This window comes from Hymenobacter sedentarius, from assembly GCF_001507645.1.
Lineage (GTDB): Bacteria > Bacteroidota > Bacteroidia > Cytophagales > Hymenobacteraceae > Hymenobacter > Hymenobacter sedentarius.
Genome location: NZ_CP013909.1, coordinates 2,984,131 through 3,003,634, shown reverse-complemented (window position 1 = coordinate 3,003,634; position 19,504 = coordinate 2,984,131). Strand labels below are relative to the sequence as shown.

Annotated in this window: 13 protein-coding genes; 12 read left to right on the top strand and 1 reads right to left on the bottom strand. The window is 62.0% G+C overall.

Annotation, left to right across the window (positions count from 1 at the left end):
* Positions 1-189 precede the first annotated feature (189 nt).
* The 5 genes from AUC43_RS12355 (at position 190) to AUC43_RS12335 (ending at position 8,231) form a co-directional block, all read left to right on the top strand.
* Positions 190-1,509, top strand: coding sequence for a TldD/PmbA family protein (locus AUC43_RS12355; RefSeq protein ID WP_068193904.1), 1,320 nt, complete (start codon positions 190-192; stop codon positions 1,507-1,509).
* Positions 1,510-1,641: 132 nt separating this feature from the next.
* Positions 1,642-3,294 carry a TldD/PmbA family protein gene (locus AUC43_RS12350; protein ID WP_068193900.1) on the top strand — a complete coding sequence of 551 codons (1,653 nt, stop codon included), beginning with the start codon at positions 1,642-1,644 and terminating at the stop codon, positions 3,292-3,294.
* A 209-nt stretch (positions 3,295-3,503) separates the two neighbouring features.
* Entirely contained in the window at positions 3,504-4,838 is a 1,335-nt protein-coding gene (locus AUC43_RS12345; protein ID WP_068193894.1) for a TldD/PmbA family protein, read from the top strand.
* A 173-nt stretch (positions 4,839-5,011) separates the two neighbouring features.
* Positions 5,012-6,661: a TldD/PmbA family protein gene (locus tag AUC43_RS12340; RefSeq protein WP_068193890.1), complete on the top strand. Its 1,650-nt coding sequence runs from the start codon at positions 5,012-5,014 to the stop codon at positions 6,659-6,661.
* A gap of 244 nt (positions 6,662-6,905) precedes the next feature.
* Positions 6,906-8,231 carry a TldD/PmbA family protein gene (locus AUC43_RS12335; RefSeq protein ID WP_068193887.1) on the top strand — a complete coding sequence of 442 codons (1,326 nt, stop codon included), beginning with the start codon at positions 6,906-6,908 and terminating at the stop codon, positions 8,229-8,231.
* A 309-nt stretch (positions 8,232-8,540) separates the two neighbouring features.
* Here AUC43_RS12335 and AUC43_RS12330 read toward each other — a convergent pair whose 3' ends face one another.
* A complete protein-coding gene (locus AUC43_RS12330) occupies positions 8,541-9,167 on the bottom strand; it encodes a porin family protein (RefSeq protein WP_068193884.1) in 627 nt (208 codons plus the stop codon).
* Between the two features lie 282 nt (positions 9,168-9,449).
* On the opposite strand from AUC43_RS12330, the gene AUC43_RS12325 reads away from it, so the two are divergent.
* From AUC43_RS12325 to AUC43_RS12295, 7 genes are all read left to right on the top strand, one after another.
* Entirely contained in the window at positions 9,450-10,073 is a 624-nt protein-coding gene (locus AUC43_RS12325) for a DUF4159 domain-containing protein (RefSeq protein ID WP_068193881.1), read from the top strand.
* 394 nt (positions 10,074-10,467) lie between these two features.
* Entirely contained in the window at positions 10,468-11,451 is a 984-nt protein-coding gene (locus AUC43_RS12320) for an AAA family ATPase (protein WP_068193878.1), read from the top strand.
* Positions 11,452-11,602: 151 nt separating this feature from the next.
* A complete protein-coding gene (locus AUC43_RS12315; protein ID WP_068193875.1) occupies positions 11,603-12,478 on the top strand; it encodes a DUF58 domain-containing protein in 876 nt (291 codons plus the stop codon).
* 246 nt (positions 12,479-12,724) lie between these two features.
* The gene (locus tag AUC43_RS12310; RefSeq protein ID WP_068193871.1) at positions 12,725-13,501 is read left to right on the top strand and encodes a hypothetical protein; all 777 of its coding nucleotides are present in this window, start codon (positions 12,725-12,727) and stop codon (positions 13,499-13,501) included.
* A 228-nt stretch (positions 13,502-13,729) separates the two neighbouring features.
* A complete protein-coding gene (locus tag AUC43_RS12305) occupies positions 13,730-15,385 on the top strand; it encodes a BatA domain-containing protein (RefSeq protein ID WP_071885901.1) in 1,656 nt (551 codons plus the stop codon).
* Positions 15,382-17,640, top strand: coding sequence for a hypothetical protein (locus AUC43_RS12300; RefSeq protein WP_068193866.1), 2,259 nt, complete (start codon positions 15,382-15,384; stop codon positions 17,638-17,640). The genes AUC43_RS12305 and AUC43_RS12300 overlap by 4 nt, the downstream gene beginning before the upstream one ends.
* Positions 17,641-17,644: 4 nt before the next feature.
* On the top strand, positions 17,645-19,456 hold the full coding sequence (locus AUC43_RS12295) for a hypothetical protein (RefSeq protein ID WP_068193863.1): 1,812 nt from the start codon (positions 17,645-17,647) through the stop codon (positions 19,454-19,456).
* Positions 19,457-19,504: the final 48 nt, after the last annotated feature.

Here is a 19,504-nt window from a genome sequence, read left to right as displayed (position 1 = left end):
GCTCGGACGGGGGTGGTTGAATCGTTGAACGATACCCGAACGATACTACCGCGAGAAGTTCAGGCCCAATCGTTCGGGTGTCGTGCAACGCCTCAACCACCCCAGCTGGCACGTCGCGCCAGCGTCCCCTCCTTACCAAGGAGGGGAGTTAAGAAAGACTCGCATTCTCAATCGCACTTCCCTCCCTAAATGGCAATACTCTCTCAAACCGAGGCGCAGGACATCCTGAAGAAAGTCCTCAGCTTCAGCACCGCCGATGAGTGCGAGGCGACCCTCAACGGCAACATCGGCGGCAACGTGCGCTCGGCGCGCAACACCATCAGCACGGCCGGAGCAGTGGATAATGTCTCGCTGGCTGTGCAGTCGCGCTTCGGAAAGCGTAGCGGCTTGGCTACCTGCAACGAATTCGACGAAGCCAGCCTACGCCGCTGCGTGCAGCGCGCCGAGGAAATTGCCAAGCTCGCGCCCGAATCGCCGGAGTACGTGCCCCTGCTCGGGCCGCAGAAATACCTGGCCTCGCCCAGCTCGTTTGCCCAACGCACGGCCGACATTACCCCCGACTACCGCGCCCAGCAAATTGGGGCGAGCATGGCACTGTGTGAAACCAAGAAGCTTTCCTCAGCCGCTTTTTTCCAGGACTCGGCCGGCTTCGTAGCCAAGCGCAACTCCAAAGGCCTGGAGGCCTACCAGCGCCTCACCGGCCTGGACTTTTCCATTACGGTGCGCACGCCCGATGGCACCGGCTCGGGCTACGCCATCACCAACTACACCGACCTGGCCAAGTTCGACGCGGCCCGCCTCACCCGCGTGGCCGCTGAGAAAGCCGCTTCATCGGTGAAAGCCAAGGCCATTGAGCCGGGCAAGTACACCGTCATCCTCGAGCCCGCCGCAGCGGTGGATTTGCTCAGCAACATGATGGGCGCCTTTGACGCGCGCAACGCCGACGAAGGCCGCAGCTTCCTGAGCAAAAAAGGCGGCGGCAACAAGAAAGGCGAAAAGGTCTTTGAAGAGCGGGTGACCATTTACTCCGACCCCACGCACCCCGACGTGCCCGACCTGACCTTTGCCGGCGATGGCCGCCCCCAGCAGAAGGTGACCTGGATAGAAAAGGGAGTGGTGAAAAACCTGTACACCTCACGCTTCTGGGCGCAGAAAGCCGGCATTCCGGACGTGCCCCCTCCCGGCGGCTGGATTATGGAAGGCGGCAACCAGAGCACCGCCGACCTCATCAAGGGCACGGCCAAAGGCATTCTAGTCACGCGCCTGTACTACATCCGGGCGGTTGACCCACAGACGTTGCTGTACACCGGCCTCACCCGCGACGGAACGTTTTACATTGAAAATGGGCAGATTAAGTTCCCCGTGAAGAACTTCCGCTTTAACGAGAGCCCGGTGATTATGCTCAACAACCTGGAGGCCGTCGGCAAGCCGGTGCGCCTGAGCGGCAACCTCGTGCCGCCGCTTAAAATCCGTGACTTCACCTTCACCAGCTTGTCGGACGCCGTGTAGCTGGTTTTGACCGCGAATTAAGGTCGTCATGCTGAGCTTGTCGAAGCATCTCTACCTCAATACTAACTTAATTACTTGCGCAGTAGAGATGCTTCGACTGCGCTCAGCATGACGTTCTAAATCATCATCTTCATGAAAAGACGCGACTTTGTGGGACTTACTGGCCTGGCGGCCGGAGCCCTGTTCATCCCCAACATTCCCAGCTTCGCCGGCAACCTGGTGGACCCCGCCCGCCTGCTGGAGCCAGGGGCTGACGCGGCCCAGAAAAAGCGCCTGGCCGATGCCGGCCTCAACGCCGCCAAAGCCGCCGGCGCTACCTACGCCGATGTGCGCATTGGTCGCTACCTCAACCAGGGCGTGTTCACCCGCGAAAAGCAGGTACAGAACATTTCGAGCACCGAAAGCTACGGCGTGGGCGTGCGCGTGATTGCCAACGGCACCTGGGGCTTCGCAGCCACCAACACGGTGACCGAAGCCGGTATTGCCAAAGCGGCCCAACTGGCGGTGCAGATTGCCAAAGCCAACTCCAAGGTGCAAAAAGAGAAGGTGCAACTGGCTCCGGAAAAAGGCCACGGCGAAGTAGCCTGGAAGGCGCCCATCCAGCAAAACGCCTTTGAAGTTCCGATTAAAGACAAGGTTGACTTGCTTCTGAGTGTCAATGCCAAAGCGCTTGACCTGGGGGCTTCCTTTGTCAACTCGGTACTGTTTCAGGTGAATGAGCAGAAGTACTTTGCCAGCACCGACGGCTCTTACATCGACCAGGACATTCACCGCATTTACCCCACCTTTGGCGTGACGGCCATTGACCGGGCTTCGGGCAAATTCCGTTCGCGGCAGGCGCTCAGCTCGCCCATGGGCCTGGGCTACGAATACCTCACGCCTAAGGCCACCGACAAAATCGCGGGCCCGGCCGGCTCCAACATTATCGGCTACAAGAACAGTTACGACATGCTGGAAGACGTGGCCGCTGCCACCAAGCAGGTAAAGGAAAAGCTGACCGCCAAATCGGTAACGCCAGGCAAGTACGACCTCGTGCTCGACCCCCACCACCTGGGCCTGACTATCCACGAAAGCGTGGGCCACCCGCTCGAGCTCGACCGCGTGTTGGGCTACGAAGCCAACTACGCCGGCACCAGCTTTGCCACCCTGGAGTGGAAGGCCAAGAAGATTCCATACGGCTCAAAGCTGGTCAACATTGTGGCCGACAAGCTGCAGCCCGGCTCGCTCGGTGCCGTGGGCTACGACGACGAAGGCGTGAAAACCAAGCGCTGGGACCTCATCAAAGAAGGCACGCTGGTAGACTACGAGAAAATCCGCGACCAGGCGCACGTGGTAGGCCAGAAGGAATCGGACGGCTGCTGCTACTCGCAGTCGTGGCAGGATGTGCAGTTTCAGCGCATGCCCAACGTGAGCCTGCAGCCCGGCACGGCCAAGCTGAGTGTGGATGAGCTGGTGAAGAACGTGGACAAGGGCATTTACATCGCCGGCAACGGCTCGTTCTCCATCGACCAGCAGCGCTACAACTTCCAGTTCGGTGGGCAGGTGTTCTACGCCATTGAAAAGGGCCAGATTACCGGCATGCTCGAAGACGTGGCCTACCAGGCCAACACCCAGGAGTTCTGGAACAGTTGCTCGGCCATTTGCGACCAGAGCGATTACCGCTTGTTTGGCGCTTTCAACGACGGCAAGGGCCAGCCCTCGCAGAGCTCGGCCGTGAGCCACGGCTCGGCCACCACGCGCTTCAACGGCGTCAACGTCATCAACACCGCCCGCAAAATCGGCTAACCGTCGAACGGTCAACTCCCCTCCTTGGCTAAGGAGGGGATGTTCGAACCGCAGGTTCGGACGGGGGTGGTTGGATTCGTTGCACGATACCCGGACGATTCGAGCGCGAGCCGTGCAACGCCCGCAACCACCCCAGCTGACGCTTTGCGCCAGCATCCCCTCCTTGGTAAGGAGGGGAGTTTGTTCTCTCAACTCAACAACTCTGACTAATGCCCATTCTTTCCAAAGACGACGCTCAGACCATCCTGAAGAAGGTACTGAGCTTTAGCACGGCCGACGAGTGCGAGGTCTCCCTCAACGGCCAAATTGGCGGCAACGTGCGCTCGGCGCGCAACACCATCAGCACGGCCGGTGCCGTGGATAACGTATCCCTGGCCGTAGAAAGCCGCTTCGGCAAGCGCAGCGGCCTGGCTACCTGCAACGAGTTCGACGATGCTACCCTGCGTCGCTGCGTGCAGCGGGCCGAGGAAATTGCCAAGCTCGCGCCGGAGAGCCCCGAGTACATGCCCCTCCTCGGCCCGCAGCAATACCTGGACGGCAGCAAATCCTTCGCGGCTTCCACCGCCGCTATCGACCCCGACTACCGCGCCCGCCAGATGGGCGCCAGCACGGCCTTGTGCGACCAGAAAAAGGTGAGCTCCGCCGGCTTTCTGGTAGACTCGGCCGGCTTTGTGGCCAAGCGCAACTCGAAAGGCCTGGAAGCTTATCAGCAATTCACCAACGTGGAGTTCAGCGTGACGGTGCGAACCCCGGACGGCACCGGCTCGGGCTATGCCGCCGCCGACTACACCGACGCCAGCAAGTTCGACGCGGCGCGCCTCACCCGCGTGGCCGCCGAAAAGGCGTCGTCCTCGATGAAGGCCCGCGCCATTGAGCCGGGCAAGTACACCGTCATTCTGGAACCCAACGCGCTGGTTTCGAACGTGGACACCTCGCTGATGGTGGCCCTGATGGGCGCGCTAGATGCCCGCAACGCCGACGAAGGCCGCAGCTTCCTGAGCAAGAAAGGCGGCGGCAATCGCAAAGGCGAAAAGATGTTTGACGAGCGGGTGACCATTTACTCCGACCCACTGAACGCCGAGATTCCTGACCTCACGTTTTCCGGCGATGGCCGCCCGCAAAAGCGGGTGACCTGGATTGAGAAAGGCGTGGTGAAAAACCTTTACTCGTCGCGCTACTGGGCCCAGAAAGCTGGGATTCCCGACCTGCCCCGCCCCGGCGGCTGGATTATGGAAGGCGGCACCCAAAGCACCGCCGACCTCATCAAAGGCACGGCCAAAGGCATCCTGGTCACCCGCCTGTGGTACATCCGCCCGGTTGACCCCCAGACTCTGCTTTACACAGGCCTGACCCGCGACGGAACGTTCTACATCGAAAACGGCCAAATCAAGTTTCCGGTGAAGAACTTCCGCTTCAACGAAAGCCCCATCATTATGCTCAACAACCTGGAGGCCATTGGCAAGCCGGTACGCTTGGGTGGCAACCTGATTCCGCCGCTCAAAATCCGAGACTTCACCTTCACCAGCCTGTCCGACGCTGTTTAACCGACCAACCCAGGGCCGTCATGTTGAGCTAAATGGAAGCCCTTTATTGCGCGAGTACTTCGATTACTTTCTCAGTAAAGCCGCTGCAGCTTAGCTCAACTTGACGGCCTTTTTGGCACCTGGCACGCTCCCACTAAAACTGAATTATTGACTCACCTTTACTCCTGCAAACAATGAAAAGACGTGACTTTGTCGGCCTTACCGGCCTGGCGACTGGTGCCCTGTTTCTCCCGAGCTTACCGGGCTTTGGCCACACGGCCGTCGACCCGGCCCGCCTGCTGGAGCCCGGCGCCGATGTCATCGTGAAAAAACGCCTGGCCGACGCGGCTCTGAACGCCGCCAAAACGGCCGGCGCCAGCTACGCCGATGTGCGCATTGGCCGCTCCCTCAATCAGTACGTGTTTGCCCGCGAGAAGCAGGTGCAGAATATTGTGAGCACCGAGAGCTACGGGGTCGGCATTCGGGTGCTGGTAGCGGGCTGCTGGGGCTTTGCCTCGACCAGCGTGGTGACCGAGGCCAGCCTGGCCGCTACCGCCCGCGCGGCGGTGGAAATTGCTAAGGCCAACCGGCTGTTGATGAAGGAGCCCGTGCAGCTGGCGGCCCAGCAGGGCTACGGCGAAGTGAGCTGGAAAACACCCCTCCAGCAAAGCGCTTTTGAGGTGCCCATCAAGCAAAAAGTCGACCTGCTGCTGGCGGCCAATGCTGCGGCGCTCGATGCGGGGGCCAATTACATCAACTCGGCGCTGTTTCAGGTGAACGAGCAGAAGTACTTTGCCAGCACCGACGGCTCTTACATCGACCAAGACATTCACCGGCTCTGGCCCACGTTCAACGCCACGGCCGTGGATACAAAGTCGGGCAAGTTCCGCTCGCGGGAGGCCCTGAGCGCGCCGGTTGGGCTGGGCTTCGAGTACCTCACGCCCAACGCGGCAGAGCAGGTGCGCGGCCCGCAGGGTACCGATACTGTGGGCTACAAGCTGCGCTACGACATGCTGGCCGATGCGGCCCTGGCGGGCAAGCAGGCCAGGGCCAAGCTGACGATGAAATCGGTGACGCCCGGCAAGTACGACCTGGTGCTCGACCCGGGCCACCTCGGCCTGACCATCCACGAGTCGGTGGGCCACCCCACGGAGCTCGACCGCGTGTTGGGCTACGAAGCCAACTACGCCGGCACTTCCTTTGCCACGCTGGAGTGGAAGGCCAAAAACCTGCCCTACGGCTCGAAAGAAGTCAACATAGTGGCCGACAAGCTCCAGCCCGGCTCGGTGGGGAACGTGGGCTACGACGACGAGGGCGTGAAAACCCGCGAGTGGGACATCATCAAGGAAGGCAAGCTGGTGAATTACCAGAAAATCAGGGACCAGGCGCACATCGTGGGCCAGAAGGAATCGGATGGCTGCGCCTATGCGCAGTCGTGGGAAGACGTGCAGTTCCAGCGCATGCCCAACATCAGCCTGCGCCCCGGCAAAGCCAAAATGAGTGTCGATGATATGGTGAAGGGCGTGGACAAGGGCATTTACATTGCCGGCGCGGGCTCGTTTTCCATCGACCAGCAGCGTTTCAACTTCCAGTTCGGCGGGCAGCTCTTCTTTGCCATCGAAAAAGGGAAAATCACGGAGCCGTTGGAAGACGTGGCCTATCAGTCGAATACCCAGGAATTCTGGGGCGCCTGCGCGGGCTCCTGCGACCAGTCCGACTACCGCTTGTTCGGCACGTTCTTCGATGGCAAGGGCCAGCCAGCGCAGGTGTCCTCGGTGAGCCACGGCTCGGCTACCACGCGCTTCAATGGCGTGAACGTCATCAACACGGCGCGCAAGGTTTAGCGTCAGGACGACAACTCCCCTCTTTTTTTAAGGAGGGGACGCTGGCGCGAAGCGCTAGCTGGGGTGGTGGCATTCGTTGAAAGATGGACGAACGACACCCAAACGATTCTCACGAGAGACGTTCAGGTGCCATTCTTCGCCTATCGTTCAACGATTCAACCACCCCCGTCCGGGCCTGCGGCTCGAACATCCCCTCCTTGGTAAGGAGGGGAGTTTTTCACCTTTCAATCCCTGCAAACCCCTCATGGCTATTCTCTCCAAAGACGACGCCCAGACGTTACTAAAAAAGGTTCTCAGCTACACCACTGCCGACGAATGTGCGGCCACGCTGCGAGGCCGCACCGCTGGCAACATCCGCTACGCCCGCAACAGCGTGAGCACGGCCGGCTCGCAAGACTCCGTGTCCCTGGCCGTTGAGGCGCGCTTCGGCAAGCGCAGTGGCATTGCCACGTGCAATGAATTCGACGATGCTACCCTGCGCCGCTGCGTGCAGCGGGCCGAGGAAATTGCCAGGCTCGCGCCCGAAAGCCCGGAATACGTGCCATTTATTGGTCCGCAAACGTATCTGAGCCCACCCTCCACGGCCACTACCCTGCTCACGGCGGCCACCCGGGCCCAAGCCGCGGCCGACAGCATGGCCGTGTGTGCAGCCAAAAACCTAACCTCCGCCGGATTTCTGGATGGCGGCACCCGGTTTGTGGCCCTCCGCAACTCCAAGGGACTGGAAGCCTACCAGCAAACTACCAATACCGACTTCTCGGTGACGGTACGCACGGCCGATGGCAAAGGCTCCGGCTATGCTATTGCCGACGTAACCGACCCCGCCAAGCTCAACGCCAAAGTCATCACCGAACGCGCCGCCAACAAGGCGCTGAGCTCGGTGGGGGCCAAAGCCATTGAGCCCGGCAAGTACACCGTGATTCTGGAGCCGGCCGCCCTCATGGCCGGCGATGACCTGTCGCTACTGGGCGGGCTCGTCTTTGGCATGGGCGCCCGCGAGGCCGACGAAGGCCGCAGCTTTCTAAGCAAAAAAGGCGGCGGCAACCGCAAGGGCGAAAAGCTATTTGACGAACGGATAACCATCTACTCGGACCCCATGAACGCGGAGGTGCCCGGCAATGCCTTCGACAATGACGGCCTGCCCACTAAGCGCCAAACCTGGGTTGAGAAAGGCGTAGTCAAAGACCTATTTTACACCCGCTTTTGGGCGCAGAAAAACAACGTGCCCGCTACGGCCTTCCCCAACGGCTTTATCATGGCCGGCGGCACCCAGAGCACGGCCGACCTCATCAAGGGCACGGCCAAAGGCATCTTGGTCACGCGCCTGTGGTACATCCGCGAAGTAGACCCGCAAACGCTGCTCTACACCGGCCTGACCCGCGACGGAACCTTCTACATCGAGAACGGGAAAATCAAGTTTCCCATCAAGAACCTGCGCTTCAACGAGAGCCCCATCATCATGCTCAACAACATCGAGGCCATCGGCAAGCCGCAACGCCTGGCCGGCTGCCTGGTGCCGCCGCTCAAAATCCGCGACTTCACCTTTACCAGTCTTTCTGACGCCATTTAATTAACTAGGTAAGAGATTGGTTGAAAGAGGATAGAGACTGTCATGCCGAGCGTAGCGAACCGAAGGTCGGCGTAGCCAAGCATCTTTACCTCAGTACTAACCTTTCATCTATTAGCCCCTTCTGTCATGCAGAGCGCAGCGAAGCATCTTATCATGTCAGCACGACTCGTTCAACGGTCATAAGATGCTTCGCTGCGCTCTGCATGACAGCCGATTGGGCCATAAGGCAGGCGGTTTAGCTAGTACAAACCGCGAGATGTTTCACTCCGCTCGGCATGACACTCTAATTTTCTTCACACCATCTCAACCCTACTTCTTCCCAAACTGCAGCGCTGCATACACTTGAAACACCCGGTTCTTGAGGCGGGGGTCGTTGATGCCGGAAAGGTTCTTCACATCGTTGATGTCGTTGAGGCCAGCCACCAGCCGGCCGCCCAGCGAGAAGTTGCCGGCCAGCTTCAGCCCCACGCCGCCCACCAGGCTGAAGTCGCCGCGTTTGAAGCTGCCGGTTGCAGGTCGCGAGTCATTGCCGTAGGCGGGCGTGCCATCGGGCGCGAGTCCGACCTGCAGCTTGCCCGATTGGTTGGCGCTGAGCAGCACCCCGAACTGCGGCCCGCCTTCCACAAACACGGGCCCTACGGTAACTTTGGCCAATACCGGAACCGTGAAGTAGTGCAATTCGCTGTCGTAGTTGGTGAAAGCCGATTTTAGGTTGCCGCCGGCCACGGAGTACTGCACTTCCGGCTGGATGGCAATCGGCCCCAGCAGGTTGGCTTGGTAAAAAATACCGACGTGGTAAAACGCTTTGTAAGAGGCGCTTTCTCCCTCTCGGCCGGTTAGCTCAGCGACGTTCAAGCCGCCTTTTACGCCAAATTGCGCTTGCGCCATGGGCGCCGAGAGCATACTTAGCAAAATGATAATCAGGGACTTTTTCATAGGATAAAATAGAATAATGGACGGAGATAAATTGCTGCGATGCATTCGATTAACAAGCATGTTTTCAACTTAAAAAGACAGCTCAACTAGAAGGTGCAGGAATGAGTACGCCAGCTTCCCGCGCAAAAGTTGCACCCACTCTTTCCGAATCAGCTTGAGAAGCGCCCCTACACCGGCGGCGCAATTGCAACGAAAAAGCAACCCCATTATTTCTACTTCGAATAACAGCCCAACGGCCGTGCTTCCGGCCACTTCCCTTTTTACTTCCCTATTTCGTTATCTGTGCCCGGTACCCCTTTCACTTTTGTGCGTTTGAAATACCATTCCGGCGACTGGGACGCCGTGGACGAGCGGATGCCGGCCAACCTGCTGCACTCCCTGGTGCAGTACACCACTGTGCCCGTCGACCCCAAGGAAAAAGTAGTGGCCCTGGATAGTCCGGAGCTGTTCAACTATCCGTTCTGCTACCTGTCGGGCCACCGGCTGGTGCAGTTTTCGGCTATCGAGAAAAAGAACTTTACCCAGTACGTGCGCAACGGCGGCTTCGTGTTTGTCGACGATTGCAATCACGACATCGACGGCCTTTTTGCCCGGTCCTTTGAGGAGCAGATGCGCCAGTGTTTCGGCACGGGCGCCCTCAAGAAAATCCCTAATACCCACCCGATTTACTCGCAGTTTTTTAAGTTCAAGGAAGGCCCGCCCAACACCGGCTTTGAGCTCAATGGCTGGGGCGACGACCTGGTGCACGACTATCTGAAAGCTGTGGAAATAAAGGGCCGCATTGGCGTGCTTTACTCCAATAAAGACTATGGCTGCGAGTGGGATTACGACTTCCGCAACAAGCGCTTTCTGGCCGAAGACAACACCAAGTTTGGGGTCAATATTCTGCTGTATGCGCTGACTTGAGCTGCTGATTATTTCATTTAATCACAAGACACCAATAAGCAATGTATTTCAAGGCGACTACTGGTTTTGAAGTTTTTGCTTTGTGCTGCGCTGGTCTATTTATGCCTATTCTAGCACTTTCAGGCCTGTATTCATTATATCATAAAAGAGGAGCACGGCATGATAAAAGCAAATATCGATTCAGTAATCTTAGGCTCATTCTGTTTTATCTGACGGTCACAGCTTTTGTATATCTATTCTGCATGGATTGGGGCTTAAGAATTCTTTTTGGAACAAGACTAATAATAGGTGCTACACTTCTTAGCCTATATGGCCTAATAAAATATGTGAGCAACACATTTCAAAAACGTTAAATCCTCAGGCCTCTTTTGGCAATGAAGTATTTCTTAACCTAATGACTGAACAAGAAGTGAACACCCTGCTGGCCAAGCTGCCAGTGCTCAAAGCCGAAATTGCCAAGGTCATTGTGGGCCAGGAGACCGTGCTTGACGAAGTGTTGGTAGCGCTGCTGGCCGGCGGCCACGCCCTATTGGAAGGTGTACCGGGCCTAGCCAAAACGCTGCTCGTGCGCACGCTGGCCGCGGCCACCGACCTGCCCTTCCGCCGCATACAGTTCACGCCGGACCTGATGCCGACCGACATCCTCGGCACCGAGGTGCTGGAGGAAGACCACGGCACCGGCCACCGCTCGTTCAAGTTCAACCCCGGTCCCATTTTCGCTAGCCTCGTGCTGGCCGACGAAATCAACCGGACGCCGCCCAAAACCCAGGCTGCCCTGCTAGAAGCCATGCAGGAAGGCCACGTAACCTACGCCGGCACCGAGCACGCCCTGCCCAAGCCCTTCTTCCTGCTGGCCACCCAAAACCCCATCGAGCAGAGCGGTACCTACCCCCTGCCCGAAGCCCAGCTCGACCGCTTCCTGCTCTACGTGCGCATCGGCTACCCCACAGCCGCGGAGGAGCTGGCCGTATTGCGCGGCACCACCGGCGCCAACGGTCAGCAGGTGAAGCCCGTGCTAGGCGGCGCCGACATCCGGCAGCTGCAGCAGCTGGTGCGTCAGGTCAGCTTTAGCCCCGAGCTCATGGATTTCGTCAACCGCTTGGTGCGCGCCACCCGGCCGGCTACGTCGGAAGTGCAGTTCATCAAAGAGTACGGCCGCTGGGGCGCTGGGCCGCGGGCTGGGCAGGCGCTCATCCTGTGTGCTAAAGCCCGGGCCTTGCTGCACGGCCGCTTTGCCGCAACGCTGGAGGATATCCGCACGCTGGCGCCGCCAGTATTGCGCCACCGGGTCCTGCTCAATTTCAACGCGGAAGCTGAAAACCTGACCGCTGACGATGCAGTAGCTGCATTGTTAGGAGCCGTTGCGGTAACGGTGTAGCTGGAAATAGAACGTCATGCTGAGCTAGTCGGTTCAGCGGCGATAAGATGCTTCGCCGCGCTCTGCATGACAGACGGTAAATAGCATAGCCGCACTGCCGATAAATACAACTCCTAAAGGCCCTACCAGACACTCTGACTCCAAGCCCCACATGCTGAACCCCGAACTCCTTCACGGCTTGCGCAACCTCTCCCTGGCCGCGCGGCAAGCGGCCCAGGGCTTTATGAACGGCGCGCACGCCAGCCGCCGGCACGGCCCGGGCATGGAGTTCAGCCAGTACCGCCCCTACCAGCCCGGCGACGACCTGCGCCGCCTCGACTGGCGACTGGCCGCCCGCTCCGACCGCTACTACCTGCGCGAGTCGGAAGTAGACACCTGCCTGACCGTGCACCTGCTGCTCGACGCCAGCGCCAGCATGAACCACCGCGACGACAACGGCCTGACCAAGCTCGACTACGCTCGGCTGCTGCTGGCCGCGCTGGCCTACATCAGCCATCAGCAGGGCGACTCCGTTGGGCTAACTATCCTGAGCCCGGCGGGCCTGCGCCACCTGCCCGCCCGCGCCGACACCCGCCAGCTGCCGCGTATTTACCATGCCCTCGAAACGGCCGAAGCTACCGGCCACTTCCCCGATGCCGCCACGCTGGCCCCGCTCACGGCGCGCAGGCAGCGCTCCCTCACCGTCTGCGTGAGTGATTTGTACGAAGAAGAATCCGAGATAAATGCCCTGCTCACCCGCCTACGGGCCGTGAGCGGCGACGTTTTGCTGCTGCATTTACTCGCGAATAACGAACTGAAATTCAGCTACCAAGGCGCCGTCACTTTCAGGGACTTGGAAAGTGGGCGCACCATGCAGCTTGATGCCGACCAGCAGCGCCCCGCCTACCAGCAACAGCTACAGCAGTGGCTTAAAGAAACGGCCCAGGCCGCCCGCCGCAAAGGCTTCGACTACCACCAGCTCAGCACCGGCGAACCACTGGATTTGGCCATCCGGGAATTTCTGCGTCGCCGCAATTTGTCGAGTTGAGTCGTTGAGCTAGCGGCCGTGCTTGGCCTGATCAGGGGCATAAGTCACCCTGTATTGCCAGGCATTTTTGCTGGTTTTAACCATTAAAGCCACTGGCACAAGGTGAAGAAACCGGGAGGCAGCGGAGGCGTTCTTTCGCTAAAAAAGAACCAGAGCCGTAAGTGACCATGTTTTTGGGCCGGTAATTGCCCATCCTGGTTGGCGCCCGGTAGCCGGACGTTCGTATAGTTTCCCTTTACCCAACTTATGAAACGCATTCTTCTCCCCATCGCGCTTATCGCCCTGATGTTTCCGCTGGCCGTTACCGCCGCCTCGGCCCAACAGACGACAGCGGCCAAGAAAACCACTACCTCCGCCACCACTACTGCTGCCAAGGTGGCCACTACCACCAAAGTAACCACCACGGCCAAGAAGGCGACCGTAACTACCAAAGCAGCCACCAAGAGCAAAGCCCCGGCCACTACCCCCGAACAGGCCTTGCGGACCTTCAGCAATTGGGTCGATGCAAAGCTGGAGCTAAACATGGCCACGGTGCGCCTCGACTGGGGCAGGCTGCAGAGCGACTACACCCGCATGACCAAGCGCTTGGATGGTGCCACCGACAGCCTCTCAGTGCAGTCGCGGCGGGAGTACCTGGGCCAGAAGGCTCGCTACAAAGCCTGGGCCGCCGAGCAGGGCCACCCGGTGCCTGAAACCGTGCTCGTGGGCGAAGCCCGCGACAGCGCCGTGAGCGCCGTGCAGCGCAAGCTGCTCAACACCAGTGCCCCCATCAACCGGGCCATGGCCAGCGCCCTGCCTGACCTCTACTCGCGCCTGGTCGAGTCGACGCGGGCGCAGCATAGCCGCTGGACCAAGGCCAACTGGGACGAAGCCAACCTCGTGTTGAGCCGCCTCAACGACCGTTACAGCCAGGTGGGCGACCAGCTCCCCATCGAAGACCGGGTGCGCGTGCGGTCCCTGCAGGCCGAGTTTAAGACCCTGGAAAAAGCCCGCGACCTGAAGGGCATTCTGGATGGCTTTTAAGCCGTTGGCCGCGCGACGGCCCGTGGTGTAGGCCGGTTGCGGCAGTATGGACAAGGTCAAGGCATAGTTCAGGTAGGGGGATGCAGAAATAAGTGCAAACGGGTTGGCTGCTTCGCCTACTTTTGTTATTCCCGTTTCTCCCGCTGCACCGCTCTTTGTTGAGGGGCCCGTGCAATGGTCAGCAACTTTCCTGCGTCTGTGCCCTGACCTTATCCTGACCTAACTTCCTTGCTTACGCTGCTCACCCCATCTGCACTGCTGGCCTTATTGGGGCTGTTGGTGCCGGTGGCGATTCATCTCTGGAACCGCCGCCCGGGCCGCGAGGTGGCCGTGGGCAGCCTCCGCTGGCTGGAGGCCGGCGCCAATCGCCGGCTCCGCAACCTCAAGCCCGAGCAGCTGTGGCTGCTGCTGCTGCGGGCGGCCCTGCTGGCGGTGCTGGCGCTGTCGCTAGCGGGCCCGGTGTGGCGCCAGGCGCTGCCGGCCGGCCGGGGCCAGGTGCTGGTGAGTCCCGAACTGATTGGCACTCCGGCCCTGGCGGCGTCGCGGCCGCTGGTTGACTCGCTGCGGCGGAAGGGCTATGCGCTACGGTGGCTGGCCTCGGGCTTCCCCAAGATGTCGCGGGCGGCCTGGCGGGCCGATTCGCTGGGGCAGCGCGATAGTGCGCGGCTGCTGGCGGCCGTAAGTCCCTCGGCGGCGAATTTTCAGTGGGCGCGGGTTCAGCAGGCGGCTGGCACGTTTCCCGGCCAGCCGCTTTTCGTGCTCACGCCGGCTTCGCTGCGTGGCTTTCAGGGAACTCAGTCCCCACTTCCCGCTAACGTCACTTGGCAAGCCCTGCCCAATGCTGCTTCTGAAACCTGGGTGCAGGCGGCCGCGCTGCGGGGCGACAGCCTGCGCCTGCTATTGGGCCAAAGCAACGAAACCCGGACCTCGTTTCGGGTGGTATCGGTGGCCCGGCCGGCGGCTGGGGGCCTTGTCCGCCTTGCCGAAGTGCCGCCGCTTCGCTTCGAGACCAACGCCGACGGCAGCCAATTGCAGCCCATTGCGTCAGCTTCGGGCACCGTCGCCAAACAGCTGACCCCCATCCAGGTTCGCTCGAAGCCCCTGCGCATAATCATTTATGCGACTGCTGATTATGCTTCGGATGCGCGTTACCTGCAGGCCGGGCTTCGGGCTGCCGCTGCTGGCCTGCCTGTGCCGCTGGCTTTGAGCACGACCAGCACACCACCCAGCCCAACTACCTCGCCGGACTGGCTGTTTTGGCTCACCGATGCTCCATTGCCAGTCACTTGGCGCGATGCCGTGAAGGCCGGCGCTCAAGTCTGGCAAGAAGCTCCCGGGGCTGGCGTAGTCGATAAGGCTAGCCTGGCCGTGACCGAGGCCGATGAAACCCCCGCAACCATCTTCCGCCGCAGTACGAAGCAGCCCAGCCCGGCAACCGCTGCGGCCAGCTACCCACTGTGGACGGATGGCCGGGGCCGGGCAGTGCTGTCGCGGCAGAAGTGGGGCCAGGGCGCGTTCTACCAACTGGCCACCCGCCTAGCCCCAGCCTGGAGCGACATGGCCGACAATCCAACCTTGCCCACGCGGCTGCTAACTCTGCTACAGCCCGAAACGGCTGATGCAGTAGACATTGCCGAGCCTGCCCTTGCCCAGGAGCTGGCTTCCCACGACCAGCGCGCACTGGACCCCACGCAGCTTCGCTTGAGTGCTGGCACCGCCCCTGGCGCTCCCGCGGTTGCGACGCCGAGTGCCGTAACGCAAAGCTTCCGCCAATCAGATTTGCGGCCGTGGCTGGTGCTGATAGCCGGGCTGCTCTTTGCCCTTGAACGCCTGCTGGCCCGTCGCCGGGAAATGCAGGCTTTGCCTTCTTCTACTGTTCTATGAGCCAGCCGGTAGCCACTTCTCAAACGCTGGATTTAGCGCAGGCTCGGCAGCTGCTGCGGGCGGTAGGGCGCCGCTATGCGTGGCGGCGCGCGGCCGGCATATTGATACCTGCGGCAGCCGGGGCCTTGCTGCTGGTTTTGCTGAGCCGGCACTTGCCCGCAGCTCAACTGGGCTTTGCTACATTGGCGGCACTTGGGCTGCTGGCTCTGGGGTGGCTGCTATGGCCGCTGCGGCACCTGCCCGCCACCATCGCGCAGCGCCTGGACCGTCAATTTCCGGCCCTGGAGGACAGCACCGGCCTACTATTACAGCAGCCCCAAAACCTGAATTTACTGGAGCTACTGCAGCAGCAGCGGGTGGCGCGGCGGCTGGGCGAGCTGGAAGTTGCCAAGGAATTATCTCTTCCTGTTTCCTTCCAAGTGCCGCTGCTGCTCACGGCTTTGCTTCTGACGGGCAGCGCGGCGGTGTGGTGGTTGCCGCAGGTTGAAAAGCTGGTGAAGCCGGCCAGAGTTGCCGTGCATTATTCCAACAGCGCGCCTACAGTAGCGGGGCAAGTGCCGGCCCGCATCTTGGAAACGCAGGTGCGGGTGACGCCTCCGGCCTACACCCGCCAGCCCAGTTTTGCGCCCTCACAAGCATCTTTCCAGTGCCCGCAGGGGTCGGGGGTGCGGTGGCAGGTGCGGGTAAACAAAGCCAGCCGCACGGCGCCCGAAGTGGAGCTGGGCCGGCAGCGGCTGCGCATGCAGCCAGTAGCCGGGCAGCCGGGCGTGTATTTCGCTGAGCAAACCTTGACGGGCTCTACCCTCTACCGCCTGCGCTTTGCCGGAACCGTTTCCGATGACTACGCCATCGACGTGCGCGCCGACCTGGCGCCCGTGGTCCGCATTCAAACGCCTAAGCCTTATGCCTTGGTGGACTTCGGCATGCGGCCCGACTTGCCGGTGCGCGCCACCGTGCGCGACGATTACGGCCTGAGCCACGCCGAGCTGGTCATCACCGTAGCCCAGGGCCAGGGCGAGGCGGTAAAATTCCGGGAAGTGCGGCGTGATTTGAGTGCAGGCCTGGGCGCCCAGCCCACCCAAACCAGCCTTGCCAGCCAGCTCAACCTGCCCAAGCTGGGCCTCACCTACGGCGACGAGCTGTACTTCTACATCGCGGCCCGCGACAACGCCGGCCACTCGTCCCGCACCGACTCCTACCTCGTGCAGTGGCAGGACACCGCTGTGGCCGACAGCCAGGCCGACATGGGCATGGGCATAAAAGTGGCGCCCGCTTACTTCCGCAGCCAGCGCCAAATCATCATCGACACCGATAAGCTGATAGCCGAAAAGCCCCGGCTTGACGCCGCCACGCTGGCCAACCGCGCCAATGCCTTGGGCTTCGACCAGCAGACGCTCCGCCTGCGCTACGGCAAGTTTATGGGCGAAGAAGTGGGCGGCAGCATCAGCCCCCAGGCCCCGCACTCGCCCATTGCCGAAGACGAGGGGGACGCGCCCACTGAGCACGCCGCCCCCACCGCCGAGGCCGCCGAGGAAGAACACCACGACCACCCCGAGCCGCCCGCCTCGTCGGCCAAAGCCTCGCCCACCGCCGAAACCGACGCGCTGATGGAGCCCTACATGCACAAGCACGACGACTCCGAAACGGCCGACTTTCTGGAACCCGCCGTGAAGGCCAAGCTGCGCGCCGTGCTCGACCAGATGTGGGCCGCCGAGCTGCGCCTGCGCACCGGCCAGCTGGCGGCTGCCCTCCCCTACGAGTACCGGGCCCTGCGCCTGCTCAAGCAGGTGCAGCAGCAAACCCGCGCCTTCGTCAAGAAAGCCGGCTTCGTGCTGCAGCCCCTCCCCGAAGCCACCCTGCGCCTCACCGGCGACTTGGCCGGCGCCGCCGTGCCCCAGCGCCAGCAGCAATTGCCCGCGCCCGCCACCCAGCCCGAGGTGCGGGCGGCCCTGCGCTGGCTGGCCCAACACTCCAGCGCAGCGCGGACCAACCCGGCCGATGCCCGCGTGCTGGAGCAGGCTGGCGCCGTGCTTTCGGGCGCGGCGCTGCAGCGGCCGGGCGTGTACCTGCCAGCGCTGCGGGCGCTTAGGCAGCTGGTGGGCGATGTGCGGGCCGGGCGCCCCGCCTGCGCCGAGTGCCGCCCGCCCGTGGAGCACGCCCTCACTGATTTGCTGGCTGCCCCGACCCCGGTACCCCCGGCCACTCCTGCTCCTAACCGCCTGGCCCGCCGCTATTTTGAAGAGTTAAGCCGCTAGAATTTTGCTCCGAACGCTACCCCACCCTACGGTTTACTATATCCTGCTGGCGCTGTGCCTGGTGCTTGGCATTGGGCTGATGGTGCTGGCCTGGCAGCGGCCGCGCCGGCGCCAGCGCGGGGCGCGCGTAGTAGCCGGCGCGGTAGCCGCTGGGGCGCTGTGGTTCCTGGCCTTCCCGCCCATGCGCCAGCTGCCCGCGGCCCGCGCCGAGGCCATCCTGCTTACCGACGGCTATCAACCCGATACGCTGCGCCAGCTGTTGCGCCGGTTGGGGGCTGGAACTCCGGTGTGGTACTACGGCATCGCCGCCGCGCCCACCAAAGCTCGCCCCCTGGCCAGCTTGCTCGCACTAGCTGAGCAGCGGCCCGCGCTGCGCCGTCTGCACGTGGTGGGCCAGGGCCTACCGGCAACCGATTTGGCAACTCTGGGCAATATGCCGGTGCAGTTGCATCCAGCACCAGAGTTCAGCGGTTTCCGCACGGCTTTATGGCCGCAGAAGCTTGCCTTGGGCGAGGCCCTGTATGTGGAAGGAACCGTCGCAGCTCCTAAAGGGAGCAAGCCGGCATGGGTGTATCTGCGGGCCGCCGGCACCGCCCGAGACTCCGTGCGGCTGCCGGCTGGCAGCGGGGCCTTCCGGCTGCGGTACCAGCCCAAGACGGCCGGGCTGGCGCTCTACGAGCTGCAACTCCGCCGGCCGGGCCAGCTGCTGGCCGCCGAGCCGGTACCGGTGGAAATAACCACCGCACCATTGCCTGCCGTGCTGCTGCTGACGGCGACGCCCTCCTTCGAATTTAAATTCCTAAAAAACTACTTAGCCGAAGCTCACTACCCGGTGGCCTTGCGCACCACAGTGAGCCGCGGCCTGGTGCAAACCGACTTCGTGAATCAGCCGGCGCTGGCGTTAAACAGCCTCACGCCGGCCCTACTCAGCCACTATTCGGTAATAATTGCTGATGCTCCGACGCTGGCCGGCTTGGCGGGCGCCGAAGTCCGCGCTCTACAAACTGCCATCAGCTCGGGCCGGGTTGGGCTTGTGGTGCTGGCCAATGGCAGCGCCCTGCCCCGCACCACGCCCGCCCGGGCCGATTTTGCAGTGCTACCTCGCGCGGCGACGCAGGCCCTGCCCCAAGCCCTCGCCTGGCCCGATGCCCCAGCTGAAGCCCGGGCGGCCATACCAGCTCAGCTGCGTCCGGCCCCGGCCCTGCACCCGCTCATCACTGGCCCGGGCCAGGCGCTGGTGGCCGCCAGCCGGCGCATGGGGTTGGGCTTCGTGGTGGTATCGGTAGTGCCCGAAACTTTCCAGTGGGCGCTGCAAGACCGCACGCCGGTGTATGCCTCTTTCTGGACCCGGCTGCTCACGGCCGCCACGCCTCCAGCCCAACCCGCGGCCACCTGGCACATTTCCCCGCGCTGGCCCCGCCCGCATCAGCCAAGCACACTGCGCCTTACCGGAGCTATGCCCGATGCCCAGCCCACGGCGGGCGCCCTGGCCGGAGGCCCAGCCGTGCGCCTGGCCCTGCGCCAGGATACGCGCCTGCCCGAGTGGAGCACCGCCCAATTCTGGCCCGCTGTTCCGGGCTGGTACCAGGTGCGCGGCCCCGGCCGCATCGCTCAGAGTTTCTATGTATTCCCGGCCACGGCCTGGCAGGGCCCCGAGCTACAAGAGCGCCAACTAGCGGCTGCCGGGCGCTCAACACCCCCTACTAGCCCAGGCCAGCAGCCAACCAATACCGTACAAGTGCCCTGGCCAGCAGCCTGGTTTTTCGGGCTATTCCTTCTAGCAGCCGGGTACTTGTGGCTCGAAGAGAAGCTATAAGCGCCTATTTTACCGTAGCCCAACGACGTAGAGACGCGACACTTCGCG

Excerpts from the sequence above, each read along its gene's own strand:
- AUC43_RS12355 (WP_068193904.1), top strand. The coding sequence starts at position 190 with ATGGCAATACTCTCTCAAACCGAGGCGCAGGACATCCTGAAGAAAGTC.
- AUC43_RS12350 (WP_068193900.1), top strand. The coding sequence starts at position 1,642 with ATGAAAAGACGCGACTTTGTGGGACTTACTGGCCTGGCGGCCGGAGCC.
- AUC43_RS12345 (WP_068193894.1), top strand. The coding sequence starts at position 3,504 with ATGCCCATTCTTTCCAAAGACGACGCTCAGACCATCCTGAAGAAGGTA.
- AUC43_RS12340 (WP_068193890.1), top strand. The coding sequence starts at position 5,012 with ATGAAAAGACGTGACTTTGTCGGCCTTACCGGCCTGGCGACTGGTGCC.
- AUC43_RS12335 (WP_068193887.1), top strand. The coding sequence starts at position 6,906 with ATGGCTATTCTCTCCAAAGACGACGCCCAGACGTTACTAAAAAAGGTT.
- AUC43_RS12330 (WP_068193884.1), bottom strand. The coding sequence starts at position 9,167 with ATGAAAAAGTCCCTGATTATCATTTTGCTAAGTATGCTCTCGGCGCCC.
- AUC43_RS12320 (WP_068193878.1), top strand. The coding sequence starts at position 10,468 with ATGACTGAACAAGAAGTGAACACCCTGCTGGCCAAGCTGCCAGTGCTC.
- AUC43_RS12315 (WP_068193875.1), top strand. The coding sequence starts at position 11,603 with ATGCTGAACCCCGAACTCCTTCACGGCTTGCGCAACCTCTCCCTGGCC.
- AUC43_RS12310 (WP_068193871.1), top strand. The coding sequence starts at position 12,725 with ATGAAACGCATTCTTCTCCCCATCGCGCTTATCGCCCTGATGTTTCCG.
- AUC43_RS12300 (WP_068193866.1), top strand. The coding sequence starts at position 15,382 with ATGAGCCAGCCGGTAGCCACTTCTCAAACGCTGGATTTAGCGCAGGCT.